Annotated in this window: 12 protein-coding genes and 1 tRNA gene; 9 read left to right on the top strand and 4 right to left on the bottom strand. The window is 63.3% G+C overall.

The window, feature by feature from the left end:
• The first annotated feature begins 13 nt into the window (after positions 1–13).
• Both IM701_RS11650 and IM701_RS11655 read left to right on the top strand, forming a co-directional pair.
• Entirely contained in the window at positions 14–2,317 is a 2,304-nt protein-coding gene (locus IM701_RS11650; RefSeq protein ID WP_193827030.1) for an ATP-dependent helicase, read from the top strand.
• Between the two features lie 121 nt (positions 2,318–2,438).
• On the top strand, positions 2,439–2,819 hold the full coding sequence (locus tag IM701_RS11655) for a hypothetical protein (protein WP_193827031.1): 381 nt from the start codon (positions 2,439–2,441) through the stop codon (positions 2,817–2,819).
• A 225-nt stretch (positions 2,820–3,044) separates the two neighbouring features.
• Here the strand turns inward: IM701_RS11655 and IM701_RS11660 are convergent, their stop codons facing one another.
• Entirely contained in the window at positions 3,045–4,412 is a 1,368-nt protein-coding gene (locus IM701_RS11660; RefSeq protein ID WP_193827032.1) for a DEAD/DEAH box helicase, read from the bottom strand.
• Between the two features lie 144 nt (positions 4,413–4,556).
• Positions 4,557–5,129, bottom strand: coding sequence for a hypothetical protein (locus IM701_RS11665; protein WP_156135765.1), 573 nt, complete (start codon positions 5,127–5,129; stop codon positions 4,557–4,559).
• Positions 5,130–5,291: 162 nt separating this feature from the next.
• On the opposite strand from IM701_RS11665, the gene IM701_RS11670 reads away from it, so the two are divergent.
• Entirely contained in the window at positions 5,292–6,710 is a 1,419-nt protein-coding gene (locus IM701_RS11670; RefSeq protein WP_193827033.1) for an FAD-binding oxidoreductase, read from the top strand.
• Positions 6,711–6,819: 109 nt separating this feature from the next.
• Positions 6,820–7,599 (top strand): SapC family protein, encoded by a 780-nt coding sequence (locus IM701_RS11675; RefSeq protein ID WP_193827034.1) that lies wholly within the window; start codon positions 6,820–6,822, stop codon positions 7,597–7,599.
• A gap of 313 nt (positions 7,600–7,912) precedes the next feature.
• Here the strand turns inward: IM701_RS11675 and IM701_RS11680 are convergent, their stop codons facing one another.
• Positions 7,913–8,875, bottom strand: coding sequence for an N-formylglutamate amidohydrolase (locus IM701_RS11680; RefSeq protein ID WP_052242349.1), 963 nt, complete (start codon positions 8,873–8,875; stop codon positions 7,913–7,915).
• Between the two features lie 174 nt (positions 8,876–9,049).
• On the opposite strand from IM701_RS11680, the gene cpdR reads away from it, so the two are divergent.
• Together cpdR and IM701_RS11690 are read left to right on the top strand one after the other, a co-directional pair.
• Positions 9,050–9,427: a cell cycle two-component system response regulator CpdR gene (cpdR, locus tag IM701_RS11685; RefSeq protein ID WP_062348304.1), complete on the top strand. Its 378-nt coding sequence runs from the start codon at positions 9,050–9,052 to the stop codon at positions 9,425–9,427.
• Positions 9,428–9,534: 107 nt separating this feature from the next.
• A tRNA-Val gene (locus IM701_RS11690) sits at positions 9,535–9,609 on the top strand.
• A gap of 108 nt (positions 9,610–9,717) precedes the next feature.
• Here the strand turns inward: IM701_RS11690 and IM701_RS11695 are convergent.
• On the bottom strand, positions 9,718–10,482 hold the full coding sequence (locus IM701_RS11695; RefSeq protein WP_039334313.1) for a crotonase/enoyl-CoA hydratase family protein: 765 nt from the start codon (positions 10,480–10,482) through the stop codon (positions 9,718–9,720).
• A gap of 186 nt (positions 10,483–10,668) precedes the next feature.
• Between IM701_RS11695 and IM701_RS11700 the strand changes: the two genes are divergently transcribed.
• The 3 genes from IM701_RS11700 to IM701_RS11710 all read left to right on the top strand — a co-directional run bounded on the left by IM701_RS11700 (position 10,669) and on the right by IM701_RS11710 (position 14,018).
• Positions 10,669–11,892, top strand: a complete 1,224-nt coding sequence (locus tag IM701_RS11700; protein WP_193827035.1) for an NADP-dependent isocitrate dehydrogenase — start codon at positions 10,669–10,671, stop codon at positions 11,890–11,892.
• Positions 11,893–12,014: 122 nt separating this feature from the next.
• Positions 12,015–13,799: a cation:proton antiporter gene (locus tag IM701_RS11705; RefSeq protein WP_039334317.1), complete on the top strand. Its 1,785-nt coding sequence runs from the start codon at positions 12,015–12,017 to the stop codon at positions 13,797–13,799.
• Between the two features lie 51 nt (positions 13,800–13,850).
• Positions 13,851–14,018: a hypothetical protein gene (locus IM701_RS11710; RefSeq protein WP_156135766.1), complete on the top strand. Its 168-nt coding sequence runs from the start codon at positions 13,851–13,853 to the stop codon at positions 14,016–14,018.
• Positions 14,019–14,021: the final 3 nt, after the last annotated feature.

Consider the following 14,021-nt stretch of genomic DNA (forward strand, 5'->3'; position numbering starts at 1 on the left):
GTCGGGCGGGCCGATGTTCTCTAACCGTTCCCAAGTGTCCCAGATTGCGAATCAAGATCAGAGCTGGCTCGATGGCCTGAACCCGCCCCAGCGCGAGGCTGTGACGACGACCGAAGGGCCGGTGCTGATGCTGGCAGGCGCAGGCACGGGCAAGACCGCCGCGCTGACCGCACGCCTTGCCAACCTGCTGCGCCAGCGGCTCGCCTGGCCGAGCGAGATCCTCTGCGTCACCTTCACCAACAAGGCCGCGCGCGAGATGCGCGAGCGTGTGGGGCATCTGATCGGCCCGGCGGTGGAGGGCATGCCCTGGCTCGGCACGTTCCACGCCATCGCCGCCAAGATGCTACGCCGCCATGCCGAACTGGTGGGGCTGCAAAGCAACTTCACGATCATCGACACCGACGACCAGTTGCGCCTGCTCAAGCAGCTGATCGTGGCCGAAGGCGTCGACGACAAGCGCTGGCCCGCCAAGCAGCTCGCCGGGCTGATCGACAAGTGGAAGAACCGCGGCCTCAACCCCGGCGATCTCGATGCGCTGGAGAACGAGGCCTATGCCAATGGCAAGGGCCAACGCCTCTACGCGCTCTACCAGAACCGCCTGCGCGAGCTGAACGCCTGCGATTTCGGCGACCTGCTGATGCACATGCTCAACATCTTCCGGCGCGAGCGCGACGTGCTGGAATCATGGCAGCAGCGCTTCAAGTACGTGATGGTGGACGAATACCAGGACACCAACGCGGTGCAGTACCTGTGGCTGCGCCTGCTCGCCCAGAACCGCAAGAACATCTGCGTGGTGGGGGACGACGACCAGTCGATCTATTCCTGGCGCGGCGCGGAAGTCGCCAATATCCTGCGGTTCGAGAAGGATTTTCCCGGCGCCAAGGTCATCCGCCTCGAACAGAACTACCGCTCCACCCCGCACATCCTCGGCGCGGCCTCGGGCCTGATCGCGGAGAACTCAGAACGCCTCGGCAAGACGCTGTGGACCGAGGTTGACGGCGGCGACAAGGTCCGCGTGATCGGCGTGTGGGACGCTCCCGAAGAAGCGCGGCGGATCGGCGAGGACATCGAACGATTGGAGCGCGAGGGCGCGCCGCTCGATCGCGTCGCCATTCTCGTCCGCGCGCAGTTCCAGACGCGCACCATCGAGGACCGCTTCATCCAGATCGGCCTTGGCTACCGCATCGTCGGCGGTTTCCGCTTCTACGAGCGCGCCGAGATCCGCGATGCGCTGGCCTATCTGCGCCAGATCGCCAGCCCGCAGGACGACCTTGCGTTCGAGCGGATCTACAACACTCCCAAGCGCGGCCTTGGCGACAAGACGCTGGAAAAGCTGCACCGCCATGCCCGAGCGCGGGGAATACCGCTGTCAATGGCGGCGGTCGAAATCCTCGATACCGACGAACTGCCTGCCCGCGCGCGCAACACCCTCGCCGCGCTGATGCGCGATTTCGCGCGCTGGCGCGATGCCGCCAAGCAATTGGTGCCAGCCGAGCTCGCCCGCACGATCCTCGACGAAAGCGGCTATACTGCCGCGCTTCAGGCCGAAAAGACCGCCGAAGCCGCAGGCCGCCTCGAAAACCTCACCGAACTCGCCCGCGCGATGGAGGAATACGAGACGCTGGGCGACTTCCTCGAACACGTCAGCCTCGTCATGGACAACGAGAACACCGCCGACGAGGACAAGGTCACGATCATGACCATCCACGCCGCCAAGGGCCTCGAATTCGACAACGTGTTCCTGCCGGGGTGGGAAGAAGGCGTGTTCCCCTCGCAGCGCTCACTGGATGAGGGTGGGCTGGCGTCACTGGAGGAGGAACGCCGCCTCGCCTACGTCGCGATCACCCGCGCGCGCCGTCGCTGCACAATCCTCCACGCCGCCAATCGCCAGATCTACGGCCAGTGGACCAGCTCGATCCCCTCGCGCTTCATTGGCGAGCTGCCCGCCGAGCATATCGAGGAGGAAACCACTCTCTCGGGCGGCGCATCGATGTGGCGCGCCAGCTGGAGCGAGCGCGAAGACCCCTTCGCCCACGTCGCACAGGCCAACGCCAACCGCGCCGCCTCGCGCGGCCCGGGTTGGCAACGCGCCGCAGCGCAGACCTTCAACCCCGCCCCCCGCCGCATCGCCGAACCCACCCGCAGCGCCGCCAGCTTCGCCGCCAAACCCCGCGGCGACATCACCGTGGGCGCGCGCGTCTTCCACGAAAAGTTCGGCTACGGCACCGTGGCCGAGCAGGAAGGCAACAAGCTGGAGATCGATTTCGAAAGCGCGGGGCGCAAGCGGGTGATTGATAGCTTTGTTAAGGTGGCTTGAGAGCGTTGGCTTTGTCGGTTGCTATTGTTTAACGATCTAATACGCCCAGTTTCCGCGAGTCTGGAATAAGGCAAAACTTCCTGTCTACCGGCAACGATTGCCCGTTTCGGAGCGCAGGCTTGTGAGTGGACCAGTTCCAATTCTGAAGGACGAAGAGCGGGAACATCCTGTCCCGTCATTATGGAGGAGTAAGCTTCGGGACATCGCGGAGGCGCTGAAAGATGGCAACTTCAACCTGTTTCGTGTCGCCGATGTCGCACCGCAAGACGATGACGCAGCTTCTGCAATTGCCCGAAATATCAAACACTATGGATTCACGTTAACTTCGCTCCCGGACGCAACCTGGGCAACCTCGGTCTGCCAGTGGCAACTGGATTACTGGGAGGTGCTGGTGGACTTATTCACCGTCGAGGAGGGATGTAGTGATCTAGTTTTGCATGTTCACATTTTCGAGCGATCTGGCGGTTTCGATTTCAAAGTGCACTTCGTTTATGTGCCTTAACGCGAACTAAAATTGCGTTTGGCAATGACCGGTTTTGCCCATTTGCCGCCTTCCGATAAGCTTGCCCTGATCTACCTCCCGTCACCCCGTGCTTGACACGGGGTTGGGCTATTCTTCCGGCGCAGCGTCCGAAGAGAAAAGCCAAGGCCCGGATCAAGTCCGGGCCGACGACTTCATCAGGGGGCGTCCTGTCTCAATCGCCCAACATCCGTTCGTGTCGCCTGATTAAAGCGCCGAAACCGCCAGAAATTCCGGAATCGGTCCGTTCCACTCACCCGGCTTTGACGGCGGTTCGGAGTGGTCGCGGTAGCTGGGCTGTTCGCGCCGTGGAGCGCGTTCCTGGCGGGCTTCTGCACGCGGTTCGCGTTCGGCGCGGGGCTTGCGTTCCTCGCGAGCGGGACGTTCGCGGCGGCTTTCGCGCTTCGGCTCTTCCTCGCGGCGCTCGGTCTCGCGGGGTTTGCGCTCTTCCTTCTCGGCGATCTCGAGCTTGAACTCGGGGATCTTGGTCCCCTGCAGCTTCTCGACATTGTCGATCGCCTCGGCATCTTCCGACGCCACCAGCGTGAAGGCGCGTCCCGTCGCCCCGCCGCGACCGGTGCGGCCGATACGGTGGACGTAGTCGTCCGGGTGCCAGGGCGTGTCGAAGTTGAAGACGTGGCTCACGCCCTTCACATCAAGCCCGCGTGCGGCGACGTCGGAGGCGCAGAGGATCGAGATGTCGCCGTCCTTGAACTTCTGCAGCTCGGCGTTGCGCGCGCTCTGGTCCATGTCGCCGTGGATTTCCCCTGCGGCAAAGCCATGGCGCTGCAGTGACTTGGCCAGTTCGCGCACGGTCGTCTTGCGGTTGGCGAAGACGATGGCCGTGGTGACATTGTCGGTCCGCAGCAGCTGGCGCAGCACTTCACGCTTCTGGCGCGAGGTGCACTTCACCTTGAACTGGGCGATGCTGGTGTTGGTCGAGGCCGGACGTGCCACTTCGATCATCTTCGGGTTCGACAGGAACTTGTCGGCCAGCTTCTTGATCGGCGGCGGCATCGTTGCCGAGAACAGCAGCGTCTGGCGCTGAGTCGGCAGCTTGGTGCAGATGTTCTCGATATCGGGGATGAAGCCCATGTCGAGCATGCGGTCGGCCTCGTCGATCACGAGCAGATCGCAGCCGGTGAGCAGGATCTTGCCGCGTTCGAACAGGTCCATCAGGCGCCCGGGCGTGGCGATCAGCACGTCCACACCGTCCTGCAGCGCCTTGACCTGATCGCCCATCTGCACGCCACCGATCAGCAGCGCCATCTTGAGGTCGTGGTTCTTGCCGTACTTCTCGAAATTCTCGGCAACCTGCGCGGCCAGTTCGCGCGTCGGTTCGAGAATCAGCGAGCGCGGCATCAGCGCGCGGCGGCGGCCATGAGCGAGAATGTCGATCATCGGCAGCACGAACCCGGCCGTCTTGCCGGTGCCGGTCTGGGCGATGCCGATGATGTCCTTCATCATCAGGACAGCGGGAATTGCCTGCGCCTGGATCGGAGTGGGCTCATCATAGCCGGCGTCGAGCACCGACTGGAGCAATTCATCCGAGAGGCCGAGATCGGCAAACTTCATGCAGGCAATTTTCCGAGAACTAGAGACGGCACGAACGCAAATGTGCCCGCTGGACAGCCTGCATCGCAAAACGCCGCCAGCACTGTCTGCGCGCTAAGACGATACGGCCCGAAAAGTCAAGAATTCCGCGACGAGACGGGACTGTCAGTCATCTTCCAGCACGAGTTCGCGCATCTTGGTAATGGCACAGTTCGCTCCGGCCCGCGAATGGATCGTATCCCGGCCGGCACAGAGCTGCCCGTCCTCGTTCCTCTCGACATAGAAGCCCGAATAAAAGTCGCGAGCGCGGCAGGATTTGTCGAGACTGGCACCGATCAGCTTCCGCCCGCGCGTGACAAGCAGGAGGCGATCCTGCGATTCGATCTGCACGCCCGCAATGCTGGTGATCGGCAGGCACTTGCTGGTCTTGCGCTCATAAAAACGCGGCGGCTGAGGCGCGGCCGGCATCGGCGTGTACATCTGGCCGGGCAGGCGCGGTGCAATACGGATGATCATGCGCTGCTCGATGCGCACCTGATTCCAGGACTGGTCGCCCAAGCCGTCGGCAATGAAGCTGTTGAAAGCGCTCGCCCCGAAGTCGTCGACAATGAGGGGCGATCCTGCCGGAATGGAAGCAGTCGCCCATTGCGTATCGCTATCGGGTATCGCCACGGGTGTACCAACCGGTACGGCCAGCAGCATGCCCAATGAGGCCAATAGGTTGAATACGTTGGGCATTCCGATGCAAAAACTCTCGACGTCCCCTCTACGGCCAAGCGGCCCTGACCCCGCTCCAACCGCTCCTGACACCCCTAGCCTCCGGGGTTGAACGGTTGCTTAACCTGCCAGCAATGAAAAATGAATTGCCCTTCCTGCGGGGTGGCAATAGCCGATGCCGTGATGAGCGAAACGTTTCTTGCAGAAGCGGCCCGTCTGCTCGGGCCAAAGGGTCTGACTACCGATCCCGCTGACATGGCCCCATGGCTGACCGATTGGCGCGGCCGCTACACCGGCGCGGCGCGGGCAATCGCTTCGCCAGCCAAGACCGCCGAGGTCGCCGCTCTGGTGAAGCTGTGCGCCAGGCATGGCGTGCCGATCGTGCCGCAGGGCGGCAACAGCGGCATGTCGGGTGGCGCGACACCATTCGAAAGCGGGCGCGAGATCATCCTCTCCTTGCGCCGCATGAACCGGATCACCGCGCTCGATACCGCGGCGCGTTCGGCCACGTGCGAGGCAGGCGTCATCCTGCAGGTCCTGCACGAGGCGGCGGAGAAAGAGGGCCTGCGCTTCCCCCTCACGCTTGGCGGCAAGGGCTCGGCCACGATCGGCGGGCTCGTATCGACCAACGCCGGTGGTACGCAAGTCTTGCGCCATGGCTCGATGCGAGCGCTGGTGCTGGGGGTCGAAGCTGTCATGGCCGATGGCAGCGTGCTCGACCTGTTGACCCCGCTCAAGAAGGACAACCGGGGTTTCGATCTCAAGCAGGTGCTGATCGGTTCGGAAGGAACGCTGGGCATCGTCACCGCTGCGACCTTGCGGCTCGCTCCCGCCATTGCCGGCAGGACGGTGATGTGGGCCGGCACGACCTCACTCCACGATGCGCGCAGCCTCCTGCTTCTGGCAGAGGACATGGCGCCGGGGCTGCTGGAAGGCTTCGAGGTCCTGCCCCAGCACAGCCTCGAGGCGGTTCAGGCCTACACCCCCGGAACGCGCGCGCCGCTGACGGAGCCTCATGCCTGGCACGCCCTGATCGAACTGGTCGCAGGCGACGAGGACACCGCCGCGAGATTGCCCGAACTGGCCGAGCGCATCCTTGCCACGGCGTTCGAACGCGATCTCATCGCTGACGCCACGATCGCCGCCAGCGAAGACCAGGCCGAGCGCATGTGGTTGATCCGCGAGACCATCTCGCCAGCCGAACGCGCGCTTGGCCCGGCGATGCAGCACGACATTTCCGTGCCGGTCGAAAAGATGCCCGCCTTTGTCGAGGCCGCCGTCCCGCGCCTCGAAGCCGATTGGCCGGGCACCCGCGCGGTCTGTTTCGGGCATCTCGGTGACGGCAACGTCCACTTCCACGTCATCGCGCCGCCGGTCAGCGACCGGGCATCGTGGGAAGCAGGCGACGGCAAGGCGATCAGTGCACAGGTCCACGACATGGTGGTTGCGTGGGGAGGCTCGATCTCTGCCGAACACGGAATCGGCAGGCTGAAACGTGACGAACTGGCCCGCCTTTCCGATCCCACGGTGCTTGCCACGATGCGCGCCATCAAGCAGGCACTGGACCCGGACGGCCTGCTAAACCCCGGAAAGCTTGTCTGACGCGGCTTGCGCGGCCTTCTGGCAGCCCCTAAGAACCGGCGTTCCCGCTAAGCCGCGGCCAGAGTGAGTTTTGCCCGCGCGAATGTTTTGATTCTTGGAGAGATGCAAAATGGCCAGCGCGCCGCAAGCGAACCTGCCGATGTTCTACAACGACCTGATGCCGCTCAACAGCCGGGACCATGCAACGTGGAAGGCGAAGAACGCGGATGCAGCTCCCTGGCTGATCGGACAGCACGCCATCCCCCTGACGGCTGAGGAATTTCCCCAAGCAGCACGCCATTACCCGATCATCTTTGCATCGGGTGACAACCCGGTTCCGCTGGCGCTGATGGGGCTGAACGAAGGCGTGAACGTCTTTGTTGATGATGAAGGCAAGGTCACCCAGCCGATCTACATTCCGGCCTATGTCCGCCGCTACCCGTTCCTGCTCGCCAAGCTGAACCCCAATAGCGAAGAACTTTCGCTGTGCTTCGACCCTTCGGCAAACCTGCTCGGCGATTCGGTGGAAGGGCAGGAGCTCTTCACCGACGGCCAGCCTTCTGAAGCGACCCAGGCTGCACTCGGCTTCTGCGAACAGTTCGAACAGGCCGGCCAGCGCACGCAGGCCTTCATCGACGAGCTGAAGAAGCACGACCTGCTCATGGAGGGCGAAGTCGCGATCCAGCAGCAGGGCAATGACCAGCCGTTCGTCTATCGCGGCTTCCAGATGGTCAATCAGGAAAAGCTGCGCGATGTGCGGGGTGACGTGCTGCGTGGCTGGGCGCAGAGCGGCCTGCTGCCGCTGCTTTATGCCCACCTGTTCTCGCTCGAACTGATCAGCCAGATCTTCGGCGCACAGGTTCAACTGGGCAAGGGTCCGATTCCGGCGATCCAGGTTCCGGCTGAATAAGCCGGACACGATTTGACATCGGGCTTGAGCGATCGCGCCACAGGTCAACAGAAAAGCGCGGTGAACCATTCGGTTCATCGCGTTTTTTCTTGGGGTGTTGCAAAAATCCCTCGAAAGGCCTTGCAGGGGCAAATCCCCTCACCTATCTTGTGATTGTTGCGTTGCGGCTCCCCTCATGGCCCAGCGTAACTGGTGCACTCACGTGCACCTCCTCCCTGAACCTTGGCCACCTGGAGCTTGCTCCAGGTGGTTTTTTCTTGGGTTACATGAGCTTGCGCAAGTCTGCCCGCGCGTTTGCCCATAAAGCGCGCACCTACTCGGCAGCAGCGCGCCAGCGTCCGCGATCGGATGCGCGGCCAAGGTCCGCCACATCGACCGCGAGTCGGCGCACCAGGCCCACCAACAGTTCGATCGTGGCTTCGAAGCCGGGGCCGGGTTCGGCCATGCGTGCATCGAGGTAGCAGGTGCGGTCTATCTCGAGCTGCATGCAGTGAAGGCCTTCGGCACGCCTTGCGTGTCGCTCCAGCACGTAGCCCCCGGCATAAGGCCGGTTGTGCGACACCCGTCGCGCAGCTTCGGTGAAGAAGCCGAACGCGGAAGCCACCACACCCCCATCGCACGAAGCGCCGAACCGATCGCCCACGACGAATTCCGGCGCACGCTCTCCGGGCGAACGCGCCGCCAGCGGTGGCATCGAATGAAGATCGATCAGCAGGGCAGCGCCCCAACGGTCCCGAATCGTCTCGAGCGTGCTGGCGAGCGCCATGTGATAAGGCTGATGCACCGCTGCAATCCGCTCTGCCAGTTCGCTGTGGTCGAGCCTGCGCTTCCACAGCTCTCCAAGGCCCGGCAGACGACGCGGCACCAGCCCCAGCCCGCTTCGTGCGCGCCTGCCAAAACCGCTGGGCGCGGCCGAAGCATCGGCCGGTGGACCACCGACCATCTCCCAGTCGACATCATCGCTGGCACGGTTGAGATCGAGCATGGCCCGCGGCGCATGGGCGATGAGCAGCGCCGCGCCGGTCCGGCGAGAAACCGCCTGCCCCAAGAGATCGGCGTAGCGATCCTCAAGCCGGGGCGCTGCGAATGCGGGATGACGCATCCGGTCCAGCAGCGACTTGGCATAGGCCCTTCCTGCGTGCGGGACGGCGATCACCACGGGGATCGGCGAAGGATCGATCGTGGTCAGGCTGTAGGCCGGCACACCGGGATTGCCCGGCACCGACCCGCCATGGACCGAAGCCGAATCGCCCTGGTGCTCACACTCATGCTGCATCCCGCAAAGGTGCAACCGATTCGCACGCAAGTCAAAGCAAGGTCCGACAACGATTGGACCACATGTCGGGTTGCGGGCAAAAAGCGGTTTGCGCGAAGCTTCAGGCGGGAGATTGTTAACCCCATCGGCGTTATAGGCCATGGAACTGAAGCCCCACTAAAAAACAGGTTCGCCATGATCCGGATCCTGCTCGCCGAAGATGAAGAGGCGATGCGCACTTACCTGACCCGCGCGCTGGAAAATGCCGGCTATTCGGTGGCTGCCGTGGACAGGGGCACCGCCGCAATTCCCCTGCTCGAATCCGAACATTTCGACCTCCTCTTGTCTGACATCGTGATGCCGGAAATGGACGGGATCGAATTGGCGCAACGCTGCAGCGAGATCAGCCCCAGCACCAAGGTCATGTTCATCACCGGGTTTGCCGCTGTGACGCTCAAGGCAAATCGTGAGGCACCCCAGGCCCGGGTTCTGTCAAAGCCGTTCCACCTCAAGGATCTGGTGCTGGAAGTCGAGCGCGTGTTCGAGGATGCGCAGTTCGCGGGCAGCCGCTGAACTCCGGCTGCAAATTCCCCCTTGCCATGAATCGGGACGGGGGCTAATGGCGCGCTTCCCGACGCGATCAGCGGTTCTCCGCCAGCCAAGGGACAAGCAGATGGTGCGGGCGTATAGCTCAGTGGTAGAGCACTATGTTGACATCGTAGGGGTCGCAAGTTCAATCCTTGCTACGCCCACCATCGCATAAGAAACCCCGCCAATGGCGGGGTTTTTTGTTGATCGACGCAGGCTTTTGTTGATCGGTAGGAAAAGTGGCGGGAGCGACCAGCGCCCCCGCCCTTGCGATCTTACTTGCCCTGCCAGTTCGGCTTGCGCTTCTCGGCAAAGGCGGCGGCGCCTTCGCGTGCGTCGCTCGACGTGAATACCGGCGCGATATAGGCCTGCTGCTTCTTCCACATTTCCGCCTCGGTCCACTCATGCGAATCGCGGATGATGCCCTTCGACGCGATCAGTGCGAGCGGACCGTTCTCGGCGACCTTCGCTGCCAGAGCCTTTGCTGCTTCCAGCGACGGGCCCTCGACGATCTGGTTGATGAAGCCGAGCTCATAAGCGCGCTGGGCGGTGATGAAGTCGCCGGTCAGCGCCAGTTCCATGGCGATGCGCGGCGGGATCTGGCGCGGCAGCTTGATCAGGCCACCGGCAGCAGCGGCAAGTCCGCGCTTGGCTTCGGGAATGCCGAACTTGGATGAAGCGCTCGCCACGATCAGGTCGCACGACAGCGCCAGTTCCATGCCGCCCGCCAAGGCATAGCCATCGACCGCAGCGATGATCGGCTTCTTCGGCGTCCATTCCGACAGGCCGCCAAAACCGCGCCCGGGAATCGACGGCGACTCCCCGCGCAGGAAGCCCTTGAGATCCATCCCTGAACAGAACGTGCCGCCAGCCCCGGTGAGGATCGCACAGCGCAGGTCGGCCTCGGCATCCAGCCGGTCCATCGCTGCCGAAATGCCCTCGGCCGCAGCCTTGTTCATGGCATTCTTTGCATCGGGCCGGTTGATCGTGACGATCAGCACGTTGCCATCGACTTGGGTAAGGACTTCCGCCTCGCTCATCGCATCTCTCCAAAAGGACTTCCACCCGGCTTTAACCGGTCACTTAAATATCTGCATTGCCCATGCGCCGATGTCCAGCGCAAAGCCTGCAAAAATTGCGCGAATCGCCCCACTGCCTTGCGCACCGGCAAGCCTCTGCTAAGGGAAGGCGCAATTTCTCTCCCCAGCTTGAAAGACAGGACGGACATGGCGAAGATCAAGGTGAAGAACCCGGTCGTCGAACTCGACGGCGATGAAATGACCCGGATCATCTGGGAATGGATCCGCAAGCGCCTGATCCTCCCCTACCTCGACATCGACCTCAAGTACTACGACCTCTCGGTCCAGAAGCGCGACGAGACGGACGACCAGATCACCATCGATTCCGCCAATGCAATCAAGCAGTACGGCGTCGGCGTGAAGTGCGCCACGATCACGCCTGACGAACAGCGCGTCGAGGAATTCAACCTCAAGTCGATGTGGAAGTCGCCCAACGGCACGATCCGCAACATCCTCGGCGGCGTGGTCTTCCGCGAACCGATCGTGATCCAGAACGTGCCCCGCCTCGTCCCGGGCTGGACCGACCCGATCGTCGTCGGCCGTCACGCCTTCGGCGACCAGTACCGCGCCACCGACTTCGTCGTCCCCGGCCCCGGCAAGCTGCGTCTCGTCTGGGAAGGCGACAACGGTGAGACGATCGACCGCGAAGTGTTCAACTACCCCTCGGGTGGCGTCGCCATGGCGATGTACAACCTCGACGATTCGATCCGCGACTTCGCCCGCGCGTCGTTCAACTATGGCCTGTCGCTGGGCTGGCCGGTCTACCTGTCGACCAAGAACACCATCCTCAAGGCCTACGACGGCCGCTTCAAGGATCTGTTCCAGGAAGTGTTCGACACCGAAGGCTTCAAGGAAAAGTTCGCCGCCGCCGGCATCAGCTACGAACACCGCCTGATCGACGACATGGTCGCCTCGGCGCTCAAGTGGTCGGGCAAGTTCGTCTGGGCCTGCAAGAACTATGACGGTGACGTGCAGTCCGACACGGTTGCGCAGGGCTTCGGCTCGCTCGGCCTGATGACCTCGGTCCTCATGTCGCCCGACGGCAAGACCATCGAAGCCGAAGCTGCCCACGGCACCGTGACCCGTCACTACCGCCAGCACCAGCAGGGCAAGCAGACCTCGACCAACCCGATCGCCTCGATCTTCGCGTGGACCCGCGGTCTGATGTACCGCGGCAAGTTCGACGAGACCCCGGAAGTCGTGAAGTTCGCCGAAACGCTCGAGCGCGTCTGCATCGAAACCGTCGAAAGCGGCAAGATGACCAAGGACCTCGCCCTGCTGATCGGCCCGGATCAGGCCTGGATGACCACCGAGAAGTTCTTCGAAGCCATCGTCGAGAACCTCGAAGCCGAAATGAAGAACTGGGCATAAGCGCCGGTTCCATTACGGAAACAGCAAAGGGCTCCGGTTGCCGCCGGGGCCCTTTTGCTTTGGCAACAGTTCGACATGCAGAAACGGGTGACACCATTGCCCCCCTCCCCTAACCTTCGCCAATGGCAGGCAATCTCGAACCGACGACCGCACTTTCCGACGCTCTTGTAATCCTCGGTGCCGCAGGCATCGTCATCCCGGCCTTCGCCCGCTTCCGCATCACCCCGATCATCGGCTTCATCCTCGTCGGACTGGTGGTCGGCCCGTTCGGCCTCGGCGCGCTCGTGCCGCAGTACCCCTGGCTGTACCACTTCACCATTTCCGATCCGGCCGCGATCACGCCTTTCGCGGAGTTCGGCATCATCCTCCTGTTGTTCGAGATCGGCCTGGAGTTGTCCTTCAATCGCCTGTGGGACATGCGCCGACTGGTCTTCGGCCTTGGCGCGATGGAGCTTGGCATTTCGGCCTTCCTCCTGTCGGCGGCACTTCTTGCCACCGGTTTGCAGATCAGCGGCGCTTTCGGCCTCGGCCTTGCACTTGCGCTTTCCTCGACCGCGCTGGTCCTGCCCATCGCCGGCACCCATGGTCCCGTCGGCCGCGCCGCGCTGTCGATGCTCCTGTTCGAGGATATCGCGCTCGTGCCGATCATCTTCATCCTTGGTGCAATGGGCCCGGTCGCCGCGCATTCGGATGGCCCAACCCTTGGCGAAACGCTGCTTTATGGCGGCATCGTCATTGCCGTCCTGCTGGTCGGCGGACGCCTGCTGCTACCGCGCCTTTTCGCCCAGGCTGCACAGACGAAGAGCCCCGAGTTGTTCCTTGCTGCCACGATGCTGGTTGTGATCGCCGCAGCGCTGTCGACGTCTCTCGTCGGCCTCTCGCCGATCATGGGCGCGCTGCTGGCGGGCCTGCTCATCGCCGAGACCGAGTATCACACCGAGGTCGAAGCGATTACCAAGCCGTTCAAGGGGCTTGCGCTGGGCGTTTTTCTCATCACCATCGGCATGGGCATCGACCTGCGCGTCGTCTGGGCACAGATCGGGCCGCTCACCCTCGCAGTCGTCGGTGTGGTGGTGCTCAAAGCGCTTGTCACGATGTTCGCCCTACGCGCCATGGGCAAGGAGCGCGCTACCGCACTCGAAGCCGGCATCCTGATGGCCAGCCCATCGGAAACTACCCTGATCGTTCTGACCACGGCCGCCGAGGCAACCCTCATCGACCGGGAGACTGCCCAATTCTGGCAGATCGTCACCGCCATCGGCCTGACGATTACGCCGCTCTTGGCCAAACTAGGTGAGACATGGGGGCAGCGGGTCGCGCGCGGGACTGCGGACGTCGGACAGAATACGTTCGTCGAGGAGCCCGAAGGCGAGCGCGTCGTCGTCATGGGCTTCGGCCGCGTCGGCAGGCTCATCGCCGAGATGCTGACGGTCCACAAGGCCGCCTGGCTCGGCATCGATTCGGACCCCGGCATCGTCAGGAACGCGCGCAAGGATGGCCTGCCGGTCCTGTTCGGCAACGTCGACAGCGAAGCGGCAATCGCCCGGCTCGGCCTCGATGATGCCAAGGCGATGATCCTGACGATGGACGAACCCGTCCTCATCTTGCGCATGGTCAAGCGCCTGCGGAGCGCACATCCTGACCTCCCGATCATCGTCCGCGCGCGCGACGCGACGCACGCCGCCGCGCTTTACAAGGCCGGCGCCAGCCATGCCGTGCCCGAGACGCTCGAGAGTTCGCTACAGTTGTCCGAAGCTGTGCTCGTCGATCTCGGCTTCCCGATGGGCCCGGTCATCGCCTCGATCCACGAAAAGCGCGACGAACTGCGCCAGAAGATCAAGGAGGAAGGCGAGCTCAATTCGCTTCCCAAGCTCAAGTCTGCCTCGCTCCGGGAACGCTCTGCCTGACAGCCCGCAACCGATCTCCTTGCCCTGTGTTTTCAGGGCAAGGAGAGAAACATGACCCACCGCAGCAACAAGCCCGACCTGAACCCGGCAACGCAGGACGATCAGCCGAACAAGGGCCCGATCAAGGGGCCGCAGCAGACCGACGCCACGATGCGCGAAAAGGATCTGGCCCGCGGCTCCGAACCCGAAACGCGCGGCGCCAGCGGGCGCAGGCAATAACGG

The organism is Novosphingobium sp. ES2-1 (assembly GCF_015169775.1).
In the GTDB taxonomy this organism is placed as follows: Bacteria; Pseudomonadota; Alphaproteobacteria; order Sphingomonadales; family Sphingomonadaceae; genus Novosphingobium; species Novosphingobium subterraneum.

Excerpts from the sequence above, each read along its gene's own strand:
- IM701_RS11650 (WP_193827030.1), top strand. The coding sequence starts at position 14 with ATGTTCTCTAACCGTTCCCAAGTGTCCCAGATTGCGAATCAAGATCAG.
- IM701_RS11675 (WP_193827034.1), top strand. The coding sequence starts at position 6,820 with ATGGCCAGCGCGCCGCAAGCGAACCTGCCGATGTTCTACAACGACCTG.
- IM701_RS11705 (WP_039334317.1), top strand. The coding sequence starts at position 12,015 with ATGGCAGGCAATCTCGAACCGACGACCGCACTTTCCGACGCTCTTGTA.
- cpdR (WP_062348304.1), top strand. The coding sequence starts at position 9,050 with ATGATCCGGATCCTGCTCGCCGAAGATGAAGAGGCGATGCGCACTTAC.
- IM701_RS11660 (WP_193827032.1), bottom strand. The coding sequence starts at position 4,412 with ATGAAGTTTGCCGATCTCGGCCTCTCGGATGAATTGCTCCAGTCGGTG.
- IM701_RS11670 (WP_193827033.1), top strand. The coding sequence starts at position 5,292 with ATGAGCGAAACGTTTCTTGCAGAAGCGGCCCGTCTGCTCGGGCCAAAG.
- IM701_RS11700 (WP_193827035.1), top strand. The coding sequence starts at position 10,669 with ATGGCGAAGATCAAGGTGAAGAACCCGGTCGTCGAACTCGACGGCGAT.
- IM701_RS11665 (WP_156135765.1), bottom strand. The coding sequence starts at position 5,129 with ATGCCCAACGTATTCAACCTATTGGCCTCATTGGGCATGCTGCTGGCC.
- IM701_RS11680 (WP_052242349.1), bottom strand. The coding sequence starts at position 8,875 with ATGCAGCATGAGTGTGAGCACCAGGGCGATTCGGCTTCGGTCCATGGC.
- IM701_RS11710 (WP_156135766.1), top strand. The coding sequence starts at position 13,851 with ATGACCCACCGCAGCAACAAGCCCGACCTGAACCCGGCAACGCAGGAC.
- IM701_RS11695 (WP_039334313.1), bottom strand. The coding sequence starts at position 10,482 with ATGAGCGAGGCGGAAGTCCTTACCCAAGTCGATGGCAACGTGCTGATC.